The sequence below is a fragment of the Bradyrhizobium sp. LA6.1 genome (assembly GCF_040547805.1).
GTDB classification, from domain to species: Bacteria; Pseudomonadota; Alphaproteobacteria; order Rhizobiales; family Xanthobacteraceae; genus Bradyrhizobium; species Bradyrhizobium barranii.
The window spans coordinates 93,187-117,052 of sequence record NZ_JBEPQK010000016.1 but is presented as its reverse complement, the minus strand read 5'-3'; the positions used below and the strand labels follow the sequence as shown (position 1 = coordinate 117,052).

The following is a 23,866-nucleotide window of genomic DNA, read 5'->3' as shown; positions in this document are numbered from 1 at the left end:
GCGACAATTGCTTCGGCCTTGGCAGGATCTCCCTCGGCCACGAAATAGACCGAGCGAAGGGCTGTGCCGCCACCTCGCGGTTCAGTTGTTACCAGGACAACCTGACCATTCGCCATGGTTTGATGTACCACCGTGGCAGTGCCGCTTCCATGTCGCATGGAGCCCCATAACCGCAATGCGGCAGTGCCCCCTGCGCGCCGAAGCGACTCGCCACGGTATTGCAACGTCGCGGCACCAGCACCAAGTGAGCTGTGGGGGGGGCGAAATCGCTCCCGGAGCGAGACCGTGGCCAGCAAAAGGGTGGCAAACGAAGGGCTCCCGGTGATCGCGCACTTCGAGGTGCGCCGCCGCAATTACCTTGCGTCAGACGGCTCTATAGACCGGCCGCTCCCTGCGTTCGCCACCGATGCCAAGCTGCTCGTCGGGCTTTATCGGGCCATGGTGCTCCTGCGGCTTTTTGACAGAAAGGCTGTCGCATTGCAGCGTACCGGCCGGCTCGGGACCTATGCGGTTTCGCTCGGGCAGGAGGCGGTGTCGGTCGGCATCGCCAGTGCAATGCGGGAAGAAGACGTGCTGTTGCCCTCCTATCGCGACAATGGCGCGCTTATCTGGCGTGGCGTCAAACTGGAGGAGATATTGCTGTTTTGGGGCGGGGACGAACGGGGCAATCGCTTCTCCGGACCGGTCCACGATTTCCCGTTCTGCATTCCCGTCGGATCACAGGCACCGCATGCTGCAGGCGTCGCCTATGCGTTCAAGCTGCGGAGGGAACCGCGTGTCGCCGTTTGTATGTTCGGCGACGGCGCCACCTCGAAAGGCGATGTTTACGAAGCGATGAATTTTGCCGGTGTGCACAAATTGCCGGTCGTGTTCGTCGCCACCAACAACCAGTGGGCTATTTCGGTGCCGTTGCGACTGCAGACTGGTTGCGAAACGCTGGCGCAGAAGGCCATCGCCGCCGGGTTCGCTGGCGAGCAGATCGATGGGTGTGACGCGGTGGCGGTGCGTGCCGCGGCTGAGGAGGCCATTACCGCAGCCCGCGACGGCAAAGGCCCCCGCTTCATCGAGGCGGTCACCTATCGGCTCGGCGATCATACAACTTCCGATGATGCATCACGCTATCGCTCGGCCGACGAAGTACGAGCTCATTGGAAGGAAGAACCGATAGCGCGCTTGAGGACCCATCTTGTTGGCCAAAAAATGTGGACCAAAGCGGACGAGGAGCAGCTTGCCGCCGAGTGCTATGAGCGCATCGAAGCGGCGGTCGAACGCTATCTGACAATTGAGCCGCGTCGACCCGAAACCATCTTCGATCACCTGTATGCCGATCTGCCCGAGGCCTATGCCGTGCAACGCCGGGAACTCGCGGGAGAGAACGATGCCTGAGGTAACCTTGGTCGAAGCCGTCAATCTGGCGCTTGCCCGCGCGATGGAGGATGATCCGGGTGTGCTCGTTCTTGGCGAAGATGTCGGCGTCGATGGAGGCGTTTTCCGCGCGACCGTGGGCTTGCAAAAGCGCTTTGGATCGGAGCGCGTCCTCGATACGCCGCTTGCCGAACTCCTCATCAGCGGGCTCTGCGTCGGCATGGCGGTGCAGGGGCTAAAACCAATCGGCGAGATCCAGTTCATGGGATTTCTTTATCCCTGCTTCGACCAACTCGTGAACCACGCATCCCGCATGCGCAATCGCACCCAGGGACGGCTCACCTGTCCCATGGTCCTGCGCACTCCGCATGGGGCCGGCATTCGCGCGCCCGAGCATCATTCGGAAAGCACGGAGGCGATGCTCGCCCATATTCCTGGCTTGCGCGTCGTGATGCCTTCCTCGCCGGAACGTGCCTACGGACTTCTGCTCGCAGCGATCCGGAATCCCGATCCAGTGGTGTTTCTGGAGCCAACCCGCCTTTACCGCGCGGCGAAAGGCGAGGTGGAAGACAATGGCGAAGCCTTGCCGCTGGATCTCGCCTTTGTCCTGCGGGAGGGGCGCGACATCACGCTGATCAGTTGGGGCGCCACGCTGAGGGAAACCATGGCGGCTGCCGATGCACTCTCGGCCGAGGGCATCGCCGCCGAGGTCATCGATCTCGCCACGCTCAAGCCCTATGATGAAGATACCCTGCTTGGTTCGGTCGCAAAGACCGGGCGTTGCGTCATCGTGCACGAGGCGGCACGCACCGGGGGATTCGGAGCCGAGATCGCAGCACTTATCGCGGAGCGCGGCCTGTCCTTTCTGCTTGCGCCCGTGACCCGCGTCACCGGCTACGATACGGTCGTCCCAATGGCACGCCTCGAGCAACACTACATGCCTTCGGTCGAACGTATCGTGACCGCCGCCCGCAAGGTTTGCCAGTTCAGCTAGATTCCAACGGACTTTGTCCCATGCGCCAGCTCACGTTGCCGGATCTTGGGGAAGGTCTTGAAGAGGCGGAGATCGTCAGTTGGTATGTCAGCGAAGGCGATCACGTCGTCACCGATCAGCTGCTCCTATCCGTCGAGACCGACAAGGCGGTCGTTGAGATACCGTCGCCGTCGAACGGACGCGTCGCGCACCTGTTTGGCACCAAGGGCGATATCGTGAAGGTCGGCATGCCGCTCGTCGAATTTGCCGAGGGCGCCGAACCGGACACCGGCACCGTTGTCGGCGAACTCGGCGGCGGCGAAGCTGCGCAGGCGGTAGGAATCCCTTCTGCGCGCCCCACCGGGCAGGAGCTCAGGGTGTTTCCGGCAGTGCGCGCGCTCGCGAGCAAACTCGGCGTTGCCCTTGACCTCGTCGATGGCACAGGATCCGGCGGCACCATCACGCGGGCCGATGTCGAACGGGCTGCCAAGAGCATGTCCCACAGCGGTCCAGCCGAGCCCCTGCGCGGTATGCGGCGCGTGATGGCGCAACGCATGGCGGCATCTCATGCCGAAATCGCCCCCGCCACTGTCACCGATGACGCCGACATTGACGATTGGCGGCAAGGCGAGGACGTGACGATCCGGCTGGCGCGGGCCATCGCCGCCGCCTGCAAGGCTGAGCCCGCGCTCAATGCCTGGTATAATTCCGCGTCCGGCGAACGGCGTCTGATCGAGCGCGTTGATCTCGGCATCGCCGTCGACACCGAGGGCGGCCTCATCGTTCCCGTGTTGCGCAACGTCGCTGAGCGGAGCGTACCGGATTTGCGGGCAGGACTCGACCGCCTGCGGGCTGACGCGATCGCGCGCTCGATACCCCCGGAGGAGCTACGCGGCGCCACGATTACGCTGTCGAATTTCGGGATGATCGGGGGGCGGTTTGCGAATCTGATCATCGTGCCGCCGCAAACGGCAATCGTAGGCGCTGGCCGGATCTCCCAACGGGTGGTCGCGCATCGGGGCCAGCCTGCGGTGAGGCGCACCCTGCCGTTGTCGCTCACCTTCGACCATCGCGTCGTGACGGGCGGCGAAGCCGCACGCTTCTTGGTCGCGCTCAAGTCAGATCTTGAGCGGATTTCGTGAACCAGCAGTTCGACGCGAATCGTGGACCGATTGGAGCACGATCATGAGGACCTTGTTGCAGCTCGTGCTTTCCATTGTTGCCGTCGCGCAGGAAGCGACCGCGCAGGACGTAGAATGTGTCCGCGAGCGCGCCGCCATGGTCGAAACCATCCGGGTTCTCGATGCCATCGACGCCCGCTTCGCCGCCGACCAAACCAAGCGAGCATAAGAGCGGGAGTAGACTCGGGGACACTGGCCAAACGCCGGTGACCAAGACGCGTGGGGCGGCGGAAGCACAACGCGAATTGCGCGTGGACAGTACCCACAGCCGGGTGCTGTTCATATCTAGCCCTTAGTCGAACCAGGCGAAAAGCTGGAAGCCGCAGTGAACAAGCCCCCGTCGTGGTGACGACCCTAGCACGGCAACGGTAATGGCGTGCGTGGCAGTGCCGGTGTTCGGCGATGTAAGCCGGAGCGAACCGTCTATCCTAAGTTCGGTGCCGTCTCCGAGTAGTGGCCTGATTTGATCTAGCTCAATGAACCATTCCCTGCCCTCCGGGACCTTGTGGCATGACGAAGCCCGAGGAACAGAGCGAGGCAAAGGAGCCCAAGCCCTCCCGGTTGGAGGAGGCGCGGCGGATCATTGAAGAGTACGCCAACGACCTGCGGGAGATCATCCGGAAGCTACGTCGCAAGATGAATTAAGGCAGACTCAGTTGGCGGCTCCAATGTCACACTGTTAGCCTCAGTTTGCGGCCTCTCTCATTTTACGATGTCGCTTTCTGGCCGGCCCTTCGGCGAAGTGGCGGCACGACTCGTTGAAGTCCGTTCAATGGGGCATAGCGGACTGGATTTGCTCACGTTAAGTTCTTCGCATTTTGACCCTCAGCGGACCTTTCGCCGTCGTTGGCGCGTGCGTTGAGCGCTCTGCCGGAAACACATAGCGCCGGATACAACCTCGGATTATATTCTCTCGAACTGCCCTAGCCGCATATAGGGAGGTCACCCATGCCCACACGTCGCGATACCCTTTCGCTCCTTCCTGCGGGTCTTCTGATGGCGGGAGGTCTGGCCAGCGCAAGCGTAGGCGTCACCGGAGTTGCCTCAGCGAGCGAACGACCGGCCGACATCAAGAGAACGCGAATTGGCGACCTGCGGTATGAAGCGGGATTTCCGACTGCCGAGACGGTCAAGAAGCTGTACGACGAGCTCGACTTCCAACGCGCTGTGCTGGCCTACCAGTACGTGGACCCACTCGTCGCAATGAACGAGTTGAACACGGGGTTGCAGCAGGTCGGCGGGCGCGAGGGGGACTGGTATCTCCTTCAACATTTCCTCGACCACGCATGGTATCGCCCTGACCGGCAACAGCACGACAATCTACGCGATGGGCTTCCTTGATCTCAGGAAAAACGGTCCCATGGTCGTGGAGGTTGCGCCCGGTTCGTATGGCGCCTTTTTTGATTTGTGGCAGCAGACCATCGCTGGCGTCGGCGCGATTGGTGAGGATAAGGGCAAAGGCGGTAAGTTTCTTGTTCTTCCCGTCGGTTTCAACGAAGCGGTCCCCGAGGGCTACTACAGGGTCACTTCGCCGACGTCACTGGCCGCGTATTTTGCCCGTGGTATCGTCCGTAATGGCGATGTTGCAGGAGCAGCAGAGAGCTTGGAGACCACGCGCATCTACCCGCTGTCAGAGCGAAATGACCCGCCGAAAACGACCGTCGTGCTGACCTCGGGCAAGGACTGGAACTCAATTGCACCAGAAGGCTTCAAGTATTGGGAGCGCGTCGCAGAGGTCGCCAACTATGTGAGCGAGAGCGAAGATGGCGCTTTCCTGCTGGCCTTGCTCAAACCGCTCGGCATTGAACCTAGCAAACCCTTCGATCCCGATCCACGGATGAGGCAAATCCTCACTGAGGCCAGTGACGTCGCTTGGGCGATCGACCAAGCAATCAGCATGGCCCCGCGTCTCAAGGACGTCGTCTATTACCCCGGCACGCAATGGGAGTTCGTGCTCATGCTGAACCCCGGCTTGCGAGACAGGTACTGGAGCGACCTTGAGGCGCGGATCAATTACTATTTTCAGGCGACAATGGCATCGCCTGCCATGAAGGAGAAGCACCTCGGTGAGGGTTCGCAATATTTGCGCTCCGCACGTGACAGTAAGGGTGATTGGCTGAACGGCTCCAATCAATATCGGCTGCGCGTCCCCGCCAACATGCCGGTGAAGGAGTTCTGGTCGGTGACGGTGTACGACTTCGAGACGAGGTCGATGGTCCAAATCGACACCGACGTGGCAGCCAAGTCCACCTACGACAAGCTCGCGACCAATGCCGAGGGTTCGATCGATCTGTACTTCGGACCGACGGCGCCCTCAGGCAAGGAAAGCAACTGGATCAAGACACTGCCGGGACGTGGTTGGTGGGTGTGGTTCCGCTTCTATGGCCCGACCGAAGCGTTCTTCGACAAGTCGTGGAGGTTGCCGGATTTCGAGAAGGTCTGACGAAGTAAGCGCACTGAGGATTCGACCTACGGCGAATGAGTGGGAGCAACAACATGAAAAGCACCATCTTGAATACGTTGCACTCCGCCGCCGTCGTGATGACGCTGTGCACGGCGGCCACCATCGCCCCGCAGGCGTCGGCGCAAAACCCGCAGCCGCCAAGCCGTCAAGACTCCGCCGATCAACTTCTTTACCGCCGCGCGTTCGAGGTTGCCTTGTGGGCCATGCCCGCGGCGGACAGCTTTGCCGCCCGGGAAGCAGTGAAGCGAGATTTGCACGGCAAGCCGAATGATGTGGCGATCAACACCAAGCCGCTGAACTCGGATATCCACCTGGTCGCTCTGCAGACCCAGACTCCGTATCTGCAAGGCGCCTTCGATTTGAAGGATGGGCCCATCGTGGTCGAAATCCCCGCTGCTACCAGCGAGTCCCATCTATACGGAACGATCTGTGACGCTTGGCAGCGCCCGCTTGACGGGATTGATGTTGGTAAGGATGGCTGGGACGAGGGAAAGGGCGCCAAATATCTTCTGTTGCCACCCGACTACAAGGAAGATGTGCCCGCCGGATACAAGACCATGCGGAGCCGCACCTACCTGCAGAATGTCCTCATCCGCTCGATCTCGACGGCCGGCTGGGATGCCGCCGTGGAATACGCATACACGATGAAGGTCTATCCCTTGGCGCAGGCGACAAGCCCGGACAAGACGACCTTCCTCGATATGTCGGGCACCGTGTATCGCGCCGCTCCGGTATTCGATGCTGGATACTTCAACCTGGTCGACATGCTCGTGCAGGAAGAGTCTGCGAATGACTACGACAAGACCATGTTTGGGATGGCCGCATATGTCGGCATCGAGAAAGGCAAGCCCTTCAAGCCCGATGCTCACACCGTGCAGATCCTCGAACGCGCGGCGAAGGATGCGCAAGCATACCTGATCCAGATATCGAACGGCGTTGCATTGGTCCCTGCTGAGGGGCAACCCGGCTGGACCCGTTTCAACCTGCACAAGGAGGATATCGCGAAAGGCCGCCTCTACGTCTACGAAAATGCGGATGGGACGATCGACTATCAACGGCGCGCAGCGATTGATTACTGGGCCTATGTCATGCCCGCCGTTCTCGGAAGCGGAACCATGTACAACGCCGCGTTCGTCGACGCGGAGGGCCGTCCAATAGACTCGACCAAGAATTACCGGCTCCGGATGCCGAACGGCTTTCCTGCCCGGAATTTCTGGTCCGTGTTCGCCTATGACGGCCGCACCCGCACCTTCATTCTTCATCGCCAACAGCAAGAAAGGCCGCCAGCTTTCATCCCTCGACAAGCTGGTGAAGAACCCCGACGGGTCCACAGACATTTATATCGGTCCCGCCGCTCCCAAGGGTCTGGAATCGAACTGGATTGAAACCATCCCTGGAATTGATCTTTTCATGGGCCTGCGGACCTATGGTCCTGAGAAGGCCGTATTGGATGGAGCGTACAAAATTCCACGCTTCGAGCTGATGAAATAGGTCGGGGTGACGACCTAAGGTCCGCACATGGCCCCTTTGAGACATGCCAGGGCGGTCTGACGATGTCCGTTGATCGGGGTAGAGCAGAAGTCTCGTTTCGGGGCAGTCAGGACCGTTGTTGACCCGAAGGCGACGTTCGGCCGGCTTGGCTAGGAGCCGACGTCTCGGAGCGTCGCCATCAGAATTACTGCGGCGACGAGGAACTCGAAATGATCGCTTGTTTCAGCCCCTTACGCCCATAGACAAGGAAAGTCGCAACAAGGATCGCTAGGCCGGCGACCGCAATGATAGCCTTCGTGAGGATCAAGGCCATGACTTCCCACAGCCGGGACAATCGTCAGAGCTCGACTGTTTCCTCGACCACATGTTTCAGCGGCGTCCCCTCAGCGGACAGGGTCATTCGCAGTTTGAGCTTGTCACCCTTCACCTCCCCGCTACGCACTAGGTTCTCAATTTCACGCTGCGATGTAACTCCGACATGCTTCAGAAATTTACGGATAGCCATATTGAAGCGGTCTTCATCGAACTCGGCGGTCATGGCTGTTCTCCCTGATCGGGCAGGCAAAGTCTAACACGAGGCGAGCAAAGACGAAACATCGAGGCCCCGCTCGCGTCGCCGCCGACTTCCTCGTCAACCTGATTGCCTGGACCTCGGCCCGAAGCTGAAGACTACACCTGACGCTGCGATGTCGGCCGTCTGAGGTAGACCGGACACGGCTGGCGCTGTCCTCGATCGCCGCTTGTGACCCTGAGCGGAAGTCGAGACCGCCACCATCTCGGGCCGCCGGACACCTGATGTTCGAGCAACGCAAGCTCCCGCCAATTTCATCAGCTGTCAGTGTGCCTTATTGTGCGAGTACGCCGCGTTGCTCCCATGGTCCCGGATTGAGAACCGCGCCGTTGACTTTGCCGGCTGCGTCTCTGACGAAGGCGATCCGCGTGTGATCGCCACTCTCGACCTGGAATTCATCCTTTGAGCGAACCGCCACCGATGTCGGCTGGCCCTTGTCGAAATCAAGGATCGACCAGCCGCCTATTGCTGTAACGACGAGCTTGCCGTCCGCGACACGGATCCGAAGCTGGATGCTGCGAAAGGGGACCGCCTCCCGGGCAAAGGCAACAACAAGCGGATCGTGCTGCCCCTGCCGGGTGATTTTGAACTTGATCGTGGCGTTGACCGGGCCTGAAATCCGGCCAAGTACAGCTTCCAGGGTCAGGCCATCGATCGATGCGTCGTCGATGGAAGTGATGAGGTCTCCCGCCATCACGCCGGCCCTCGCGGCGGGACCTCCGTCGGCCGGCGCATCCCTTCCGCGCGACGTTTTCCGAGAAGACGGAATAAGCACCCGATCAAGCCTGCCCGAACTGCGCGACCACGCCCGACCATAGTCGCCAGATTTCGGGGGACTTTTCATCGACGGCGGTTTGCACCATGACCAGCTTCGAGGGCGGATCAACAAGGATACGCTGCCCGAGATGGCCCAACATTGCGAATTGCCGTCTGCTTCCGGGAAACAGGTAGAACTGATAGCCGTAGCCGAACCCTCCCTCGGCCTTTGCCAGATAGCCGTCGGAAGCGCGCACCGTGGTTGCATCGACCATCCATTGCGCCGGGATGATCTGTTTGCCGTCCCATGCTCCGTCGTGGGCGAGCAGGCGGGCGAGCCGGGCATAGTCGCGCAACACGGCGTTGAAGAAGCCGTGCGCCACTTCATAGCCTTCCGCGTCGATCAGCCATTTGGCATCGGCTTCCGTGCCGATCGGCTGCCACACCTGTTCCTGGAGATAGTCGGAGAGTGATTTGCCCGTTGCGTAACGCAGCACCAGACCAAGCACATCCGTTTCGATGCTGGCGTAGCGGAATTGCGTACCCGGCGGCGCGATCCGCCGATTGAATTGCGCGATGCTGGCAACGGTGCCCTTGTTGGAAAACCAGTGCTTGCGCACCATGTCGCCCCACAAGCGATCGAGGTCGCGGCCGCTGCCTTTGCCTTCGTCGGCCTGCTCGCCGCACTCCACGCCCGACGACATGTGGAGCAGCGCGCGGAGCGGCGTCGCGCCATATTCGGTGCCTTTCAAGCCAGGCACATACGTTTCCGCGGTATCGTCGATAGATTTGATCGCGCCTTCCGAGATCGCGATACCGACCAGCATGCCGGTGATCGATTTTGCCATCGACTGCGATATCAGCCGGTCGCGATCGGTACGGCCGTATTGATACTGCTCGACTAGGATCCGGTCATCCTTGGCGATCAGCAGACCCGTCACTGGATTGCGCGACAGATAATCCGCAAGCGAAGAGCGGCTTCCCTTGTACTGGTAGCTGACATCCGCCTGCGTTCGCTTGAACGGCCAGGCCGTGGCTGCGCGACTGACCAAGCGCGTTGGAAAAATCTCGTCGTAATGACTGAATGCCCCGACGCGGTATTTTGGCGAAGCCGGATTGCCGGGCTGGTAAACGCGCCAGCGATCCTTCACCGGATAGTTCTCGGTGGCACCGTAAAGCTCTGCATCCGGACCAGCAGCGGAAAAAACCGGGCCACCGCCGCTCTCGGCGGCCCAACTCCACTTGACCGACGCAGCAACACAACTCGCCGCAAGTCCGGTCAGAGCCGATCGACGCGAGGGTGCTTTCTCGCCACCGCCGAAAGACATTACGCCGCCGCCTTCTTGGCAAGCCCGAACGCGTCCGCAAGCCCCCACCCGGTCCCATAAGCCGGACCCGCTTCATGGCCAGCGAGGTGGATGTCGGGCGGCAGCGAATTTGTCATCATCAGCCGGGCCGTTTCCGGTTTCAGAATGCGCGCACCGTCAAGCTCGCCGCCGTTGAGCAGCATCTGGCAGAAGCGCAGGAAGTCGGGGACCGTCGAAACGATGCCCCCGCCGCCTGAAAAGAACGTTTGCGGCGTCGCGACGTCGCCATCTGAAAGAGGTGGCGGCTGCGCGCCCGGCACGGCGACGAGACGGGCGAGTTTTTCCTCCGGCACATGGAAGCCGGTGTCAACCATCCCAAGCGGCGCGAACAGGCGGTTTTGCAGGAACTGGTCGAACGGCTGGCCCGAGACGACTTCGATAACGCGCCCGAGCACATCGTAACCGATCGAATATTCCCAGACTTCACCCGGCTGGTGCAGCAGCGGGAGTGTGCCGAGGCTGGCCACGAACGAAGCGATCGGCTGTCGCGCCGGAACAGCGCCCGCGCGCCGTAAAGCAGGTGTACCGCCGCATTGCCAAATCCGGGGTCGGCGTAGTCCCCCATGCCACAAACCAGACCGGAAGTATTGCGCAGAAGGTCCCGGATGGTCATCGCGCGCCTCGCCGGTTCAAAAACCTTCTGCGCAAGATCCAGGAGGATCGGATCACCTGTGGCCAGATCCTTCTTGACGACCTGCATATCCTTTAGCCCCGGCAGATACTGCGCCACGGGAGCATCGAGGTCGAGCTTGCCTTCATCGACCAGCATCATGGTGGCGACGCTGGTGATCTGCTTGGACATCGATCCGATGCGAAAGATCGAATCCGGCCGCATCGGAATTTTCTTGTCGTGATCCTCAAAACCGGTGGGCTGCAAGTAGGCCAGTTTTCCGCCTCGGGCGATCCCAACGACAAAACCGGAGGGATCACCCGTTTTAGTGTGCGTCTCAAACCAAGACGTGATGCGCGCCAGCCGTTTCGCCGAAAAGCCGAGAGTGTCCGGATCGCCGACGATCTGCAAATCGTCGGCAAGCGCCGAATCCACCAGCAGCGTAAGCGCCGCCAGCGCAGTCAATAAAATGGTAAACCGCTGATATAGCATAAGGAGGCCCGTTGTCGCAGCTCATTGCGGGGAAGGATCTCCGCGACGGGCGCCGCGAGCCTCTCTCGCAGCCTGTAACCCGTCACGGCAAAACCCGGCCGGCACTCTCACTCTCAGCCTCTTCTGGCGGGATCGGCGCCGCCGTGACCAAGCGGCCAGCTAGCTCGGCATGCGAGAGTGCCGCACGCAGACAAATGACAGAATGCGAAATCTGCGAGGCGCTCCGCCCTGCGTTCCATTCTTCGGGACTTAGCCTTGAGGTGATTTAGGGCCGCTGGCCCGATCAGGCGTGCGCCAAGGGCGCATCGCCTCAACGCAAAATGGCACCCGCAGGAGCGTGAGCATAGCGACGCCGAAGGCGGCACGCGGGACCGAGTGCAGCGACGAGACCGGTTAAGAGGGCACCCGGGAACGGGGCAGTGATAGCGACGCCGGCATACTTCATGACGGCGGGCCCCTTTCCCGAGTGCCCCCGGCGAGGAGCTCCGCAGCCCTTGCGCGAGCTGGGGTAATCCGATCCCGGCCACTCGCTAATCTTGTGCCGGGGTTGATTCGGCTCAGCAAAGGAGACAAGCGATGACCCTGTATGTCGGACTGGATGTTTCACTAAGAATGACATCAATCTGCGTCGTCGAGGCAGATGGCTCGTCGGTATGGGAAGGCAAAGCCGAAAGCGAGCCAGTTCCGTTGGTAAAGGTGCTTTCGCCTTGGCGCGACAAAATCGCTCTCATCGGGATCGAGGCTTGTCCGCTTTCCGAATGGCTTTACGGCGCATTGGTTGAGAGTGGGTTTCAGATCGTTTGCATTGAGACCCGGCATGCACAGCGCTTCTTGTCCTCTCGTCCCAACAAGACCGACCGCAGCGATGCGCGCGGCATCGCTGAGATGATGCGCCTCGGACAATATCGATCGGTGCACGTGAAGAGCAAAGCGTCACTCGCGCAAGAAGTTCGTCGATCACATGCTGGCGATCGAAGACACAATCCGGGGATTGATGAAGGTGCATGGGTTAAAGCTTGGTGCAGTGCACCGAAGCCGTCTTGCGGTGAGGGTCGAAACTCTGCTCGCGGATGCGCCTGACTTGCGGATGGCCATCGAGCCACTGCTCGAAGCGCGCAACATGATGCGTAAGCACAAAGCCCTCATGGATCGGCAGCTTTCGCAAATGGCTCGCAAGGATGATGTTTGCAAGCGGTTGATGACCGTATCCGGCGTTGGACCGCTCGTGAGCTTATCGTTCAAGGCGACGATTGACGATCCAGGGCGGTTCAAGGATTCCAGGGCCGTGGCGGCGCATCTGGGATTGACCCCTCGCGTTTATCAGTCAGGCGAGATTGATCGATCAGGCAATATCAGCAAATGCGGTGACAAGCTGATGCGGCATGCGCTCTATGAAGCCGCGAACTCGCACATGCGGATTTCCAAAAAGTGGTCGACACTTCGGGCCTGGGGCGTCAAGCTCGCCAAACGTATCGGGTCCAGAAAAGCGTGCGTGGCAGTTGCCCGCAAACTCGCGATTATCATGCATCGGATGTGGGTCGAGGAAACGGACTTCCGCTTCGGAAAGCCGCCTTTGACCCAACCCACATAAGGATCGTCCCGGCGTAACGATCTGCTCTGCCGAGGACGTGGGGAGGGTCAGTCCGTTTCGATCCCTGTGCTGTGCTCAAGCACGCGCTGTGAGCTTGGACGACCCAACTCGCCGGACCCCATCATGGAGCATGCCGCAGGGCTGACTCCGGACAGAAGCGCGGGCCAGGCAGCGGTGGATCGCGGAACGATAGCCGCATGATGCGGCAACGATCGTTACCCGAATGGGCGGAGACACCGGCAAGCGGTGGCTCCGGTCGCGGATCTATGCCCGAGACTAGAGCGTGACCGCCCGAAGGGCTGGCCGCCCAAAAATCATTTCTCAGTTTGCCCCAATAGCAGACATTTGGAGGACTAAAGCGGAGGTCCGAAAAGGGCCGATATTGTTGCAAAAGTCGGAAATCGAACAACCCTAAAACTCTCGCAAAAGCTGATCGTTGGACTTCTCTGGATCGTGTCCCCTAGCGTGGTGTAGCTGGCGGCGGGTCACCGCGTTCGCCGGCGAGGGCCGGGTCGGTCAGCTGGCGATAGCCGTGATGCTGACGCTCGGATCATCGCTCAACGGCGCGATGGTTTCCAGTGTCATGTAGCGGGCGCGCTGGACCGCCCACTCATCGTTCTGTTCGAGCAGGATCGCTCCGATGAGGCGGACGATGGCATCCTCGTTGGGGAAGATGCCGACCACCTCGGTCCGCCGCTTGATCTCGCCGTTGAGGCGTTCAATCGGATTGGTGGAGTGCAGCTTGGTCCGATGCTGCGGCGGGAACGTCATGTAGGCGAGCACGTCGGTCTCGGCCTCGTCGAGGAAGCAGGCCAACTTCGGCAGCTTGGGCCGGAGCTGATCCGCAACCTTGCGCCATTGCGTACGCGCGGCCTCGGCATCGTCCTGGGCGAAGGCGGTGGCGATGAAGGCGGAGACCACGCGACGGCCGCTCTTGCCGGCATGCGCCAGCGCATTACGCATGAAGTGAACGCGGCAGCGCTGCCAACTGGCGTTGAGCACCTTGGCCACGGTGGCCTTGATGCCCTCGTGGGCGTCGGACACGACCAGCTTGACGCCGCGCAGGCCGCGGCGGGCGAGCTTGCGCAGGAACGCCGTCCAGAACGTCTCGGCCTCTGACGGGCCGATATCCATGCCGAGAACTTCGCGGCGACCGTCGCTGTTGACGCCGACCGCGACGATCACCGCGACCGACACGATGCGGCCATTCTGGCGCACCTTCACATAGGTGGCGTCGATCCACAGATAGGGCCAGTCGCCCTCGATCGGACGGCCAAGGAACGCCTTCACCTTGTCGTCGATCTCGCCGCACAGCCGGCTGACCTGGCTCTTGGAGATGCCGGTCATGCCCATCGCCTGCACCAGATCGTCCACCGAACGGGTCGAGACGCCCTGCACGTAGGCTTCCTGCACCACGGCGGTGAGCGCCTTCTCGGCCATCCGGCGCGGCTCCAGGAAACCCGGGAAGTAAGAGCCCTTGCGCAGCTTGGGAATGCGCAGTTCCACCGCGCCGGCGCGGGTCTCCCAGATCCGGTCGCGGTAACCGTTGCGCTGGGCCAAGCGCTCGGGGCTCTTCTCGCCATAGGCGGCCCCGGTCTGGCTTTCGACTTCCAGCTCCATCAGGCGCTGGGCAGCAAAGCCGATCATCTCGCGCAGCAGATCGGCATCAGGGGTCTTCTCTACGAGCGTGCGCAGGTTCATCATGTCGTCGGTCATCGGCGGGTCCTCGGTTGCGTTGGCGCGTGTCGCAACCCGATCCTACCGGAGAACTGCCGGTGACCACCGCAAAGCCGCCCGCCCGCTACGGCGCTACTGGGGGCGCGCGTCCGGGCGGCTTTGCTCTACCGAGCTACACCACCTCCGGGGACACGACCCTTCTCTGCTGCCGCGTCGCCTTTCAACGCCATTACGGAGGTCCGTGATCAATTTGGGATGAAACGATATGGTCCCTCACGTCGCCTCGCGTAAAACGCATCGGCGGCTCTAAGAATTTTCGTTCGCCCCCTCAAAAAGACTTTTGCAACAATATCGGCCAATAGGCGACATCGGGCTTGCATTTCTTGCGACGAGGAGAGCGCCACTGAGATGGCTATAAGCAAAAGCCCCGGACAATGCCGGGGCTTTGAAGATTTCGATTTTTCTGTTGTCGATGAGGCGACTGCGACAAACGGGTTGTTCTCCTTCGTTCGAGGATAGTGGCGTACTCAATGCCCGCGAAAGCTCTTCACTCCTTGAATAGGTCGGCGCTGATGAGGATGACCGGCTCGGACGAGGCAGGCATCGCAATCGAAAAACGACGCGCGTGTCTATTATATTCCATGGATTTGCTACATCTCGTTACGGCAGCTGTGGCCTTCTTAGGCACGATCATAAGGAGATGGCATCACAAACAGATGGCGCACGTTTTATGGCAGCCGCGCTGTCTTGAAGTCGCCTCGCGACGGCACCATGTTGGGGGCGTCGATGAGACGCGTAGGACTTATCGACATCACGGTAGGTAACGCGACGCGCCTCGGCGCATCGCACGTTCCACCACACGACGCTGCGCGTCGCAACCCATCGCTACGCAACGCTTGAGCCGCTGGGGAAGCCCGGCGGCTTGCGTGCGTTTAGCCCGGACGGTCCCCCTCAATCGCCTGGGGCTCCGAGACGCCTACCGCAGCGAGCCGGAGGCTGAGACCGAGGAGATCTGACAACCAGGGCGCGAGTTAGTCCCACGCCGCCTGACCCGCCAGTTCACGCCGGCGGGCCTTACTTCGGTGGGTGCAAATCGCCTAGAAGCCAGCGGCCAAGGCCCTTGGACTTCATGGGGTCTTCAAACGCGGCAAAGGTCGTAAGTACCTGATTGCAAACAGCGCAAGTCGACGCCCCGGGCGCGTGCTATGGCTCGATGCTAACGAGCATCATCCGGGCCTTGCACTTCGGGCAGGCGGGACGCTCAATTGCAGCGAATGGAATGACGGACGAGAGGCGTTGAGATTGGGGCATGATGCTTCCCTCGAACAGGGGGAGCGCACTCTCTGTCACCGGTAGTAATGCCTAGGAGGCGGAGCGGTGGTTGTCTAAGTATGCGCCTGAGGGATCTCAAACGCGAACCAAGGCTGGCAAACTGCGAAGGTGAATGTTGCGGCGCGGGCGCTGTCCGCCTCAATCACCCGCGCCGGGATTTGGCGAGAAGTATTGGAGTTTGTCCGGCTTCCCCTCCCATTCCTTAGAGTCGGGCGGGGGCGCTTTTTTGACCATAATATTTGGCCAGATTTTCGCGTATTCCGCATTCAGCGACAGCCATTTCTCTAGCCCCGGCTCGGTGTCAGGCTTGATCGCGTCGACCGGGCATTCCGGCACGCAGACCCCGCAGTCGATGCATTCGTCCGGGTGGATGACGAGCATGTTCTCGCCCTCGTAGAAGCAGTCCACGGGGCACACTTCGACGCAGTCCATGATTTTGCAGCGAATACAGCTCTCGTTGACGACGAAGGTCAATTAAGCGTCCTTTCAGCAGATCGCAGCAGTGAACTCATTCATGGTATCCGTCCTCGCGGTGCTCGTTCATGGGTTGAAAATGGACGCACAGAAGACCTACATCCTCTGGCTGAATCGGAACACCGAGGAGCAGGCATTCAACGGCCGAGGGGCCCGTTGTGTGTACCGAAAACTTAAGCTCGGGCGTAGTGGTGATGAAGTCCGCCTAGGACGGCAAGTGACCTGACCACACCGGTTCGCTGAACCGGGCGAGAAACCGGCGCATCCTTATCCAAGGCCAAGTGCGTCCGCGTCTCATTATAGTAGCGAGCGTAAGATTTCAGAATCCGGCGCAGATGTGCCTCGCCCAGGACAATGATGTGGTCCACACATTCACGCCGGATCGACCCGATCAGCCGTTCGGCAAAGCCATTCTGCCAGGGTGAGGCCGGTGCAATAGGCTTGTCCCGGATGCCCATGGCACGCAGTCGGCGTGTGACGACCGCACCGTAGATGCGATCACGGTCCCGGATCATGTAACCGGGAGCCCCGTCCCAGGGAAATGCCTCCGTTATCTGATGCGCAACCCATTCTGCGGTCGGATTTGCTGTGACGTTGGTCCAGACGATATCTCTACGGTCGAGCCGGACGATGACGAACGCATAGAGCAGGTCGAAACCGATAGTTGGAACAACGAACAGATCCATGGCGGCAATGTCCGGCGCGTGGTTGCGCAAGAAGGTTCGCCATCCCTGGCTGGGTGGCCCCCGTCGTTTGACCATGTACTTGGCGACGCTCGACTGCGCGACTTCAAACCCGAGCTTGAGCAGTTCGCCGTGGATGCGCGGCGCGCCCCAAAGCGGATTTTCGACGCTCATCCGCCGGATCAAGGCGCGCAGTTCCGTGTCGATCTGCGGTCGCCCTCCCTGTGGGCGCGACTTCCAACGCCAGTAGCAGCGAAAGCCGGCCCTGTGCCAACGCACGAGCGTCTCGGGCCGGATGATTGTGAGAACCTTCAGGATTGATGGAAACCAGCGATACAGCTGGATCAAGAACCAGCGATCATGGTTCGTGAGCCGGACGCGACCACGAGGCCTGCGCCTCAAGACAATCAACTGATGTCGAAGCACCGCGTTCTCGGCTTCAAGCCGCAACTTCGACTTGAAGGGCGAGGCCAGGACGGCCAGAACGAAACAGAGCAGCCCAATCATTCCGCCAGCTTAGGTGATTCCATCAGGTCATCAACTCGGATTAGGTTTTCGGTACACACAATGGGCCTCACCTATCATGCGCATGTGAACGCCGCCAGAATCGGACGCACGCCCGCCGATGGTCAGCAGGGAAGCCCGCTGACTCAGCGCGAGCGGCAGTGTCTCGCGTGGATCTCTGATGGCAAGACGATGCAGGACATTGCCGACCTTCTAGGGGTTTCGTCGCGTGGGGTGAAGTATCATCTGGACAATGCCAGGCGAAATCTTGCTGCACTGACCCTTCCACACGCTGTGGCTCTCGCGTTTCGGCAAGGATTGCTCCCATAGTCGGGCGACCGCCGTCCAGTGCGGCCAACTTGCCATGCACTCGTGGTTTGGCCAGGATGAGCTTGCCAGGAGAGTGCAAGCGGTCGCGTCGAACGAAGTCAACGCTACATCATTTGCGGCATTCAGCCAGAAATGGATGGTTGCTCGCAATTCGTCATAGCCATGTCTTTGCGGAACCTTCGGCTGGGCAATTGGCCGTCGCCCTGCGGCCGGGCTGTTGGCCCGCTGAAGCCCCGCAAGCGGGTCTCCCCAGCCTGGCGCGGAAACCGCTGCCGCAGTGATGAAAGTTGCCGTGTGGTGCATCGCGAGATGACCGATTGCCTTTCGCTGCCTATCCGAGCAAGGGGGCATAGCCACACATGGCGCCCGATCGAGAAGCCAACCTCGCTCGCTCGGCTGAAGTATTTCTCTCCGAAGGCAAAGGTCACACGTTCGAATCGTGTCGGGTGCGCCAGCTTTCCTTTGTTTTACAACGCGATATGCAGACCCAGCCTCGGACTTCAGTTCTGGTTCATTCGCGCGAGTAAGCAGTTGGGAGTAACACGCGCCTAATTTAGCGCTCGCAATGCAGGTCGGTCCAGTTCACCGAGAGGAAGTTGTTCGGGCTAGGTCAGGATAGCGGGAGCTAGCGAGACATCCACAACGACCGCTTCGCGCCGATACTGTTGAAAAACGAAACCCGAACGACATCGAAACCGCGCGAATGTCCACTCTTGGCCGTCTCTAACGCTAAAGCGCTCTTCAGCGCTGGTACGAAGGCTGGTGGCCGTCTTGGTGTGAAACGATGTGGGCCCAGGTCCCTGGATGCGAAATGCATCGGCGGCCCTGAGAAATTTCGTTTGTCGCCAAATAGACTTTTTCAACAATATCCGCCAGAAGCGCTCCTTCGCGGACTCACCTTATTAGCTTCCGGCGGCTGCGTTGGTCGACATTGACCGGGCCTTCAGGAGAAGCGCGAAAAGCATAAAATGTACACACAGAAGAAGGGGCACATATACGGTCGGAATGTAAAACGTGGCGCCCAGTGCCGAGGGGTGAAAGTCTTCATCAAAGAGGCCTTGGTAGAATGCAAATAGAAGATCGCCCGCTCCCCACAGGTTGAAGAGCCAGAGCGCGGCGTATCCGGCCGGTCTCCGCAGGAGCATTAGGGCCACCCCAGCGAGTACAACTGCAAACAAGTCGCCGAAAGCACCGGGCGCCGCGAAGGCTCTGGGCAATGAGCCCGCGACACCAGGAACAAAGAAAGACGCCCCAACGAAGCGAAATACGTTGAGATAAAGCAGCGGCGTGGCCGCGTCGGGCAATGAGCGGGATCGGACAAATGGCCAAATGTAGCGGGAGCAAACCGCTCCCCAAGCTACAAAGCTGAACGCGACGCTGATTCCGAAAATCATAAGGTCGGTCATGAGATTCATCCAATGAATGACTTCAATGTGACTAGAAAGCAACCCTGGTCCGCATCGCAAACGCGTTGAACTTCTAACCTGCATCTCCAAAGTTCGTCGCACTTAGGGGCCATACATCGACCGCCAACTTAAGCGCGACGTGATAAGGCTCATTCGTGATGAACGGCCTGGTAGAATTAGAGGCGCGAGCGTGATGGCCGCGATTCGCCTTGGCCCCGCAACCACGCTCCTTAGCGAAGCCGGACCCCTGTCTACGATGCCGTGCTTATTCAGCCGCGCTCGAAGGCGCGACCGGTGCGAACGCATGTGCGTTCTTCTGCACGAATTCCCGAACGCTCATCGGACGTATGCCGGTCAGCCTTTCGACATCATTGCTGAACCGATCGTACCGGTTGTCCTGATGTAGTTCCGCCATGGTCGCCACGTGCGCAACGACATGAAGCGGCATTCCGAAGGTGGCGAGTTGCCCCTTCATGACCTCAAGTGGAACGTTGACGTACGAGATCGTGCGACCAAGCGCGACCGAGAACTCGCGTGCAACCGCGTCCATGTCCTGCGAAACCGGGCCGGTCAGATGGTAGGCCTGGCCGATATGCTCGGCGGGCTCACTCAAGATCTCGGCGATCACCCGAGCGACATCGGCTGCAGCGATGGCTGAGTTCTTGCCCCTACCAAAGGGCGCCATGATTTTGTCCTGCATGGAGACGGTTTTCGCGGTTTGAAGCAGTAGCCCTTCCATGAAGGCCGTTGGTCGTACTTCCACCACTGGCAGCCCGGACCAGGATAATATCTGCTCCGCCAACCAATGCTGCTTTTGCTGTGGGCTAGGGGTCGTATTGAAAATGTCCATCTCGTTGACGGTCATCTGGGAGAGATTGACGAACGCCTTTACGCCGCGGTGCTTCGCGACGACGGCGACGTTGACAGCCGCTTCGAGATAGGTCGGCGCGACCGACATTGCGAAGCAGAGACGTTCGCACCCTTCGATCGCCCGATGTACCGCCATAAGATCAAGCAGATCGCCAACCACGACTTCTGCACCGAGCGCGCGCAACCTTGTGGCCCGCTCGTCGTCCACACGAACCTGCGCTCGTACCCGGAACCCACGGGCGAGAAGCAGCTCCGTCACGCAGCGGCCCACCGAGCCGATCCGTCCAGCCGCCCCGGTCACCAGAATCGGAAGTTCGTGTTGTGCCTTGCTCATCTTTCGCCTCACTCAGAATGAATATGCTTTGCCGCGCGACGTATCCGCTTTTGCCGCCGGTCGATCGGCAGGAGGATTTCGTCCCCGTCATCCTTTGAGGAAGGCCAGCAGGTCTGCGTTCACTTGATCGGCGTGGGTGACGCACATGCCATGTGGAGCACCGGCATATTCCTTCAGGCTCGCGTTTGGCAGGATCTTCACCGAACGCCGGGACGCGATGTCGATAGGAACGATCTGATCGTCATTACCCTGCAGCAGCAGGGTTGGGATCGTCATCTTCTTGAGATCATCCGTAAAATCGGTCTCGGAGAAGGCCTTGATGCAGTCATGCTCGCCTTGGAGGCTCCCCATCATGCCCTGAAGCCAGAAAGAGTCTATCTGGCCTTGCGAAACCTTTGCATTGGGACGGTTATAGCCAAAGAACGGCATTGCCAGTTCTTTGAAGAACCCCGCCCGATCGGCAAGCAGGCTCGCGCGCAGACCGTCGAAGACGCTCATCGGCGCGCTGTTAGGGTTGGTGGGCGTCTGCGCCATATGGGGAGGTACCGCGGAAATCAGGACTGCTTTCGATACACGCGATGTGCCATGGCGGCCGATATAGCGCGCCACCTCGCCTCCACCGGTCGAATGGCCGATCATCGTCGCACCCTTGACGTCGAGCGTCTCGAGTAGTGTGGCGAGATCGTCGGCATAGGTATCCATGTAGTTGCCGGTCCAGGTCTGATCCGATCGACCATGGCTGCGTCGATCATGAGCAATAACGCGGTAGCCGTGGTTCGCCAGGAACAGCATCTGGGCGTCCCAGGCGTCTGCGGTGAGCGGCCAGCCATGGGAGAAGGTTACGACCGGACCGGCACCCCAGTCCTTGAAGTAGATCTTCGCGCCGTCTTTCATTGTCGCGGTCGTCATGAGCTTTGATCCTTTGTGAGCAGGTTGGTGGGCTGGCGGCCTGGCGACCTTCGTCGCGTCCGCGAGCGCCGCTTTCGGGAGGCCGAGCGCGGCGACGAGACCGCCGCCAGTGAGAAGAAGATGCCGGCGTGAAGTCATGAGGTAGCTGCCACTACCAGACGCGAGTCGACTTCTTCCAGCCGATCGGCCGGGTCTAGGGATTTCAGCGCTGGATGCGCGTTGCGCTCATGCACATGGGACTTCGGCGTACGGTCGATCAGGAGGCTGAGCAGTTCCGGGCGGCTGTAGTGACCGCGCGAGTCCATCAGGCGCTTGCGCTTGTCGATAGCCCAGAAATCGAGATCGGCGATGACCTCGCCTTCGCCCGATCGCAGCGGCGCGCCCATCAATGCGCCCTCTGGAGAGACGATCGCGGTGAAGCAGCCGCTAGAGATCGGCTCGATGCTGCAGCCGGTATCCTTCATGATCTGAGCTTGCTGCTCAGCGTTCAGCCAGGCGGTCGCACAGACCACGAAACACCCGGCCTCCAGTGCGTGCTGGCGAATATTGACTGAAATCTGCTCGGAGAAACCGTCGCCGGCGAACGAGCCAGGATACATAGCGGAGTGAATCTGCTCGCCGTCGGCCATCAAGGCGTAGCCGGCCAGCGGGTTGTAATGCTCCCAGCAGGCCAGTTGACCGATGCGCCCTATGGCGCTGTCGACACAGCGCAGCCCGGAGCCATCGCCCTGACCCCAGACCATGCGTTCATGATAGGTCGGAGAAATCTTGCGACGGTGCTGGATGAGTGTGCCGTCGGCATCGAACAGGAGTTGCGCGTTATAGATCGTGCCGCCATCGCGCTCGTTGACGCCGACGGAGACGACCATGCCGGCTTGCTTTGCGGCCTCACCGATAGCCCTGGTGGCGTCAGACGGCACGGTCACAGCCTGATCGAGCAACTTGTAGTGCTCCGCGCCCATAAGGTAGGGCGCTTCGACGAAGGAAAAATAGGGGTAGTAAGGAATGACCGTTTCCGGGAAGGTCGCGAACTGGACGCCTTGGCGCCCAAGCTCGATGATTTTCTTGACCACTTTGCCAACAGTGCCTTCCCGGCTGTAGAGAACGGGACTGATCTGCACGGCCGCGGCTTTGACAACAGGCATCGTGGCGGGTCCTTTTTGGCGGGTTGTTGATGTAATCTTTGGTCCCCGACATGGCTTCACCATACCCCGGTCGACCTCAATCGGTTGGCGATGGAACCTGGAGCGCCACCAAGCTCACAACGAAACCCGCGGATCGCTTTGCGAACCCGGAGGTTCGGCGATGAGCATGGCGAGCGGCGCAAGCGGCCCGAGAGCGATCAACTCGAATTCCATCATTCCGGCGACGCCGAGTGGAAGCTTCTCCAGGAGTTCGTGCGCCTCTGCCGTGCTGGTGGCGTTCACGATGAAGACGACGCCGCGGCCCTCTGTCTGGGAGAACCACTGCTCGATTTTTCCAGCGAGATGATTGCGAACCGTGGCGCGAACCTCATGGGGGCGGACCGAGGCGATCGCCTCGGGTGTGCCCTTCGCCGTGACCGAGCCGATCGCCAGGATCTTGGTTGTCGGAGCGACAACGGCGGCGAGCGCGGGCAATATCTCGGCATGGACGCGCGGATTCTTGACGTCAGGCATTTTACTGCTTGCTCTCGGCATATCGGTAGGGGGACCACGAACGACTTCGCAGTATCCGTAAAAAGCATCCGAAGCGGAGCGATCGGGTAGTCACGAAGCTACGAATGCGGTCTGACGGAGTCTGGGGCGCTACCAAGTTCCCAACGCGGTTTGCGGATCGCATCACGAACGCGGAGGCTCACCGATGAGCATGGCGAGCGGCGCAAGCGGGCCGAGAGCGATCAGCTCGAATTCCATCATGCCGGCCACACCAAGAGGAAGCTTCTCTAGGAGTTCGTGCGCTTCCGCAGTGCTGGTCGCGTTCACGATGAAGACGACGCCGTAGCCCTCCGTCTGGAAGAACCACTGCTCGATCTTTCCAGCGAGATGATTGCGGACCGTCGCACGAACCTCATGGGGCAGAACCGGTGCGATTGCCGCGGGCGTGCCCTTGGCCGTGACCGACCCGATCGCCAGGATCTTGGTCGTCGGAACGACGACGGCGGCAAGCGCGGGCAGTATCTCGGCATGAACGCGCGGATTCTTGTTGTCGGGCATTTTGCTAATTCCTTTTGATAGATTGGTCCGGAGCGCCGCGAACTACTTCGCAGGCTCGGTCAAAAGCACGCGAAGCGGCGCGATCGGGCCGAGCGGGATGATCTGGAATTCCATCATCCCCGCCTGGCCGAAAGGAAACCTGCCCAGCAGTTCCAGAGCCTCCTTCGGATCGGTGACGTTCATCATGAACACGACACCGCTCTGGTCCTGCTTGAGGTACCATTGGTCGATTCTCCCAGCGAGATAGAGCCGTACGGTGTCGCGCACTTCAGAAGGAAGGAGCGGCTTCCA

25 protein-coding genes and 2 pseudogenes are annotated in these 23,866 nt (G+C 60.5%); 12 read left to right on the top strand and 15 right to left on the bottom strand.

Annotated elements, in window-relative coordinates; translation table 11 throughout:
* The first annotated feature begins 285 nt into the window (after positions 1-285).
* The 9 genes from pdhA to ABIB99_RS31865 all read left to right on the top strand — a co-directional run bounded on the left by pdhA (position 286) and on the right by ABIB99_RS31865 (position 7,474).
* Positions 286-1,386 (top strand): pyruvate dehydrogenase (acetyl-transferring) E1 component subunit alpha, encoded by a 1,101-nt coding sequence (pdhA, locus tag ABIB99_RS31905; protein ID WP_247303145.1) that lies wholly within the window; start codon positions 286-288, stop codon positions 1,384-1,386.
* The gene (locus ABIB99_RS31900; protein ID WP_247303173.1) at positions 1,379-2,359 is read left to right on the top strand and encodes an alpha-ketoacid dehydrogenase subunit beta; all 981 of its coding nucleotides are present in this window, start codon (positions 1,379-1,381) and stop codon (positions 2,357-2,359) included. The genes pdhA and ABIB99_RS31900 overlap by 8 nt, the downstream gene beginning before the upstream one ends.
* Positions 2,360-2,379: 20 nt before the next feature.
* Complete coding sequence (locus ABIB99_RS31895) at positions 2,380-3,480, top strand: dihydrolipoamide acetyltransferase family protein (protein ID WP_354122156.1); 1,101 nt, start codon at positions 2,380-2,382, stop codon at positions 3,478-3,480.
* A gap of 43 nt (positions 3,481-3,523) precedes the next feature.
* Positions 3,524-3,688 (top strand): hypothetical protein, encoded by a 165-nt coding sequence (locus tag ABIB99_RS31890; protein WP_247303140.1) that lies wholly within the window; start codon positions 3,524-3,526, stop codon positions 3,686-3,688.
* 341 nt (positions 3,689-4,029) lie between these two features.
* Positions 4,030-4,164 carry a hypothetical protein gene (locus tag ABIB99_RS31885; protein ID WP_256468602.1) on the top strand — a complete coding sequence of 45 codons (135 nt, stop codon included), beginning with the start codon at positions 4,030-4,032 and terminating at the stop codon, positions 4,162-4,164.
* Between the two features lie 303 nt (positions 4,165-4,467).
* Positions 4,468-4,860 carry a hypothetical protein gene (locus ABIB99_RS31880; protein WP_247303139.1) on the top strand — a complete coding sequence of 131 codons (393 nt, stop codon included), beginning with the start codon at positions 4,468-4,470 and terminating at the stop codon, positions 4,858-4,860.
* Positions 4,847-5,962, top strand: coding sequence for a DUF1254 domain-containing protein (locus ABIB99_RS31875; protein ID WP_247303137.1), 1,116 nt, complete (start codon positions 4,847-4,849; stop codon positions 5,960-5,962). Before ABIB99_RS31880 ends, ABIB99_RS31875 begins: the two co-directional genes overlap by 14 nt.
* Positions 5,963-5,997: 35 nt before the next feature.
* Positions 5,998-7,368, top strand: coding sequence for a DUF1254 domain-containing protein (locus ABIB99_RS31870; RefSeq protein WP_502917529.1), 1,371 nt, complete (start codon positions 5,998-6,000; stop codon positions 7,366-7,368).
* Positions 7,292-7,474 (top strand): DUF1214 domain-containing protein, encoded by a 183-nt coding sequence (locus ABIB99_RS31865; RefSeq protein ID WP_354122154.1) that lies wholly within the window; start codon positions 7,292-7,294, stop codon positions 7,472-7,474. Before ABIB99_RS31870 ends, ABIB99_RS31865 begins: the two co-directional genes overlap by 77 nt.
* Before the next feature lie 337 nt (positions 7,475-7,811).
* On the opposite strand, the gene ABIB99_RS31860 is transcribed toward ABIB99_RS31865, so the two are convergent.
* The 5 genes and pseudogenes from ABIB99_RS31860 to ABIB99_RS31840 all read right to left on the bottom strand — a co-directional run.
* The gene (locus ABIB99_RS31860; RefSeq protein WP_212491321.1) at positions 7,812-8,012 is read right to left on the bottom strand and encodes a DUF6494 family protein; all 201 of its coding nucleotides are present in this window, start codon (positions 8,010-8,012) and stop codon (positions 7,812-7,814) included.
* Between the two features lie 307 nt (positions 8,013-8,319).
* Positions 8,320-8,889, bottom strand: coding sequence for a PDZ domain-containing protein (locus ABIB99_RS31855; RefSeq protein ID WP_354122153.1), 570 nt, complete (start codon positions 8,887-8,889; stop codon positions 8,320-8,322).
* Complete coding sequence (locus ABIB99_RS31850) at positions 8,825-10,129, bottom strand: serine hydrolase domain-containing protein (RefSeq protein ID WP_354122152.1); 1,305 nt, start codon at positions 10,127-10,129, stop codon at positions 8,825-8,827. The genes ABIB99_RS31855 and ABIB99_RS31850 overlap by 65 nt, the downstream gene beginning before the upstream one ends.
* Positions 10,129-10,740, bottom strand: coding sequence for a serine hydrolase domain-containing protein (locus ABIB99_RS31845; protein WP_502916691.1), 612 nt, complete (start codon positions 10,738-10,740; stop codon positions 10,129-10,131). The genes ABIB99_RS31850 and ABIB99_RS31845 overlap by 1 nt, the downstream gene beginning before the upstream one ends.
* A 59-nt stretch (positions 10,741-10,799) precedes the next feature.
* Positions 10,800-11,072, bottom strand: a pseudogene (locus tag ABIB99_RS31840) (serine hydrolase domain-containing protein); the annotation flags it as partial.
* Between ABIB99_RS31840 and ABIB99_RS31835 the strand changes: the two are divergent.
* Together ABIB99_RS31835 and ABIB99_RS44530 are read left to right on the top strand one after the other, a co-directional pair.
* Entirely contained in the window at positions 11,019-11,246 is a 228-nt protein-coding gene (locus tag ABIB99_RS31835; protein ID WP_354122150.1) for a hypothetical protein, read from the top strand. The pseudogene ABIB99_RS31840 and the gene ABIB99_RS31835 sit on opposite strands and share 54 nt — an antisense overlap.
* Before the next feature lie 600 nt (positions 11,247-11,846).
* A pseudogene (locus tag ABIB99_RS44530) lies at positions 11,847-12,861 on the top strand (IS110 family RNA-guided transposase).
* A gap of 516 nt (positions 12,862-13,377) precedes the next feature.
* Here the strand turns inward: ABIB99_RS44530 and ABIB99_RS31820 are convergent.
* The 3 genes from ABIB99_RS31820 to ABIB99_RS31810 form a co-directional block, all read right to left on the bottom strand.
* Positions 13,378-14,577 carry an IS256 family transposase gene (locus tag ABIB99_RS31820; protein WP_247457813.1) on the bottom strand — a complete coding sequence of 400 codons (1,200 nt, stop codon included), beginning with the start codon at positions 14,575-14,577 and terminating at the stop codon, positions 13,378-13,380.
* A 1,431-nt stretch (positions 14,578-16,008) separates the two neighbouring features.
* The gene (gene fdxA, locus ABIB99_RS31815; RefSeq protein ID WP_247315912.1) at positions 16,009-16,344 is read right to left on the bottom strand and encodes a ferredoxin FdxA; all 336 of its coding nucleotides are present in this window, start codon (positions 16,342-16,344) and stop codon (positions 16,009-16,011) included.
* A 173-nt stretch (positions 16,345-16,517) separates the two neighbouring features.
* Positions 16,518-17,534, bottom strand: coding sequence for an integrase core domain-containing protein (locus ABIB99_RS31810; RefSeq protein WP_354116317.1), 1,017 nt, complete (start codon positions 17,532-17,534; stop codon positions 16,518-16,520).
* On the opposite strand from ABIB99_RS31810, the gene ABIB99_RS31805 reads away from it, so the two are divergent.
* Complete coding sequence (locus ABIB99_RS31805) at positions 17,442-17,861, top strand: helix-turn-helix domain-containing protein (protein ID WP_354122410.1); 420 nt, start codon at positions 17,442-17,444, stop codon at positions 17,859-17,861. The genes ABIB99_RS31810 and ABIB99_RS31805 overlap by 93 nt on opposite strands.
* 902 nt (positions 17,862-18,763) lie before the next feature.
* On the opposite strand, the gene ABIB99_RS31800 is transcribed toward ABIB99_RS31805, so the two are convergent.
* From ABIB99_RS31800 to ABIB99_RS31770, 7 genes are all read right to left on the bottom strand, one after another.
* A complete protein-coding gene (locus ABIB99_RS31800) occupies positions 18,764-19,267 on the bottom strand; it encodes a DUF8737 domain-containing protein (protein WP_354121846.1) in 504 nt (167 codons plus the stop codon).
* A 265-nt stretch (positions 19,268-19,532) separates the two neighbouring features.
* The gene (locus ABIB99_RS31795) at positions 19,533-20,471 is read right to left on the bottom strand and encodes an NmrA family NAD(P)-binding protein (protein WP_247314895.1); all 939 of its coding nucleotides are present in this window, start codon (positions 20,469-20,471) and stop codon (positions 19,533-19,535) included.
* Between the two features lie 87 nt (positions 20,472-20,558).
* Positions 20,559-21,380: an alpha/beta fold hydrolase gene (locus tag ABIB99_RS31790; protein ID WP_247314893.1), complete on the bottom strand. Its 822-nt coding sequence runs from the start codon at positions 21,378-21,380 to the stop codon at positions 20,559-20,561.
* A gap of 134 nt (positions 21,381-21,514) precedes the next feature.
* The gene (locus tag ABIB99_RS31785; RefSeq protein ID WP_354121847.1) at positions 21,515-22,525 is read right to left on the bottom strand and encodes a nitrilase-related carbon-nitrogen hydrolase; all 1,011 of its coding nucleotides are present in this window, start codon (positions 22,523-22,525) and stop codon (positions 21,515-21,517) included.
* A gap of 114 nt (positions 22,526-22,639) precedes the next feature.
* The gene (locus ABIB99_RS31780; protein ID WP_354121848.1) at positions 22,640-23,038 is read right to left on the bottom strand and encodes a hypothetical protein; all 399 of its coding nucleotides are present in this window, start codon (positions 23,036-23,038) and stop codon (positions 22,640-22,642) included.
* 162 nt (positions 23,039-23,200) lie between these two features.
* Complete coding sequence (locus ABIB99_RS31775; RefSeq protein ID WP_027568291.1) at positions 23,201-23,575, bottom strand: hypothetical protein; 375 nt, start codon at positions 23,573-23,575, stop codon at positions 23,201-23,203.
* Between the two features lie 42 nt (positions 23,576-23,617).
* A complete protein-coding gene (locus tag ABIB99_RS31770) occupies positions 23,618-23,761 on the bottom strand; it encodes a hypothetical protein (RefSeq protein ID WP_247314888.1) in 144 nt (47 codons plus the stop codon).
* Positions 23,762-23,866 lie beyond the last annotated feature (105 nt).

Excerpts from the sequence above, each read along its gene's own strand:
- ABIB99_RS31900 (WP_247303173.1), top strand. The coding sequence starts at position 1,379 with ATGCCTGAGGTAACCTTGGTCGAAGCCGTCAATCTGGCGCTTGCCCGC.
- ABIB99_RS31895 (WP_354122156.1), top strand. The coding sequence starts at position 2,380 with ATGCGCCAGCTCACGTTGCCGGATCTTGGGGAAGGTCTTGAAGAGGCG.
- ABIB99_RS31890 (WP_247303140.1), top strand. The coding sequence starts at position 3,524 with ATGAGGACCTTGTTGCAGCTCGTGCTTTCCATTGTTGCCGTCGCGCAG.
- ABIB99_RS31885 (WP_256468602.1), top strand. The coding sequence starts at position 4,030 with ATGACGAAGCCCGAGGAACAGAGCGAGGCAAAGGAGCCCAAGCCCTCC.
- ABIB99_RS31880 (WP_247303139.1), top strand. The coding sequence starts at position 4,468 with ATGCCCACACGTCGCGATACCCTTTCGCTCCTTCCTGCGGGTCTTCTG.
- ABIB99_RS31875 (WP_247303137.1), top strand. The coding sequence starts at position 4,847 with ATGGGCTTCCTTGATCTCAGGAAAAACGGTCCCATGGTCGTGGAGGTT.
- ABIB99_RS31870 (WP_502917529.1), top strand. The coding sequence starts at position 5,998 with ATGAGTGGGAGCAACAACATGAAAAGCACCATCTTGAATACGTTGCAC.
- ABIB99_RS31860 (WP_212491321.1), bottom strand. The coding sequence starts at position 8,012 with ATGACCGCCGAGTTCGATGAAGACCGCTTCAATATGGCTATCCGTAAA.
- ABIB99_RS31855 (WP_354122153.1), bottom strand. The coding sequence starts at position 8,889 with ATGAAAAGTCCCCCGAAATCTGGCGACTATGGTCGGGCGTGGTCGCGC.
- ABIB99_RS31850 (WP_354122152.1), bottom strand. The coding sequence starts at position 10,129 with ATGTCTTTCGGCGGTGGCGAGAAAGCACCCTCGCGTCGATCGGCTCTG.
- ABIB99_RS31820 (WP_247457813.1), bottom strand. The coding sequence starts at position 14,577 with ATGACCGACGACATGATGAACCTGCGCACGCTCGTAGAGAAGACCCCT.
- ABIB99_RS31805 (WP_354122410.1), top strand. The coding sequence starts at position 17,442 with ATGTCGAAGCACCGCGTTCTCGGCTTCAAGCCGCAACTTCGACTTGAA.
- ABIB99_RS31810 (WP_354116317.1), bottom strand. The coding sequence starts at position 17,534 with ATGATTGGGCTGCTCTGTTTCGTTCTGGCCGTCCTGGCCTCGCCCTTC.
- ABIB99_RS31800 (WP_354121846.1), bottom strand. The coding sequence starts at position 19,267 with ATGACCGACCTTATGATTTTCGGAATCAGCGTCGCGTTCAGCTTTGTA.
- ABIB99_RS31795 (WP_247314895.1), bottom strand. The coding sequence starts at position 20,471 with ATGAGCAAGGCACAACACGAACTTCCGATTCTGGTGACCGGGGCGGCT.
- ABIB99_RS31790 (WP_247314893.1), bottom strand. The coding sequence starts at position 21,380 with ATGACGACCGCGACAATGAAAGACGGCGCGAAGATCTACTTCAAGGAC.
- ABIB99_RS31785 (WP_354121847.1), bottom strand. The coding sequence starts at position 22,525 with ATGCCTGTTGTCAAAGCCGCGGCCGTGCAGATCAGTCCCGTTCTCTAC.
- ABIB99_RS31780 (WP_354121848.1), bottom strand. The coding sequence starts at position 23,038 with ATGCCTGACGTCAAGAATCCGCGCGTCCATGCCGAGATATTGCCCGCG.
- ABIB99_RS31775 (WP_027568291.1), bottom strand. The coding sequence starts at position 23,575 with ATGCCCGACAACAAGAATCCGCGCGTTCATGCCGAGATACTGCCCGCG.
- ABIB99_RS31770 (WP_247314888.1), bottom strand. The coding sequence starts at position 23,761 with ATGATGAACGTCACCGATCCGAAGGAGGCTCTGGAACTGCTGGGCAGG.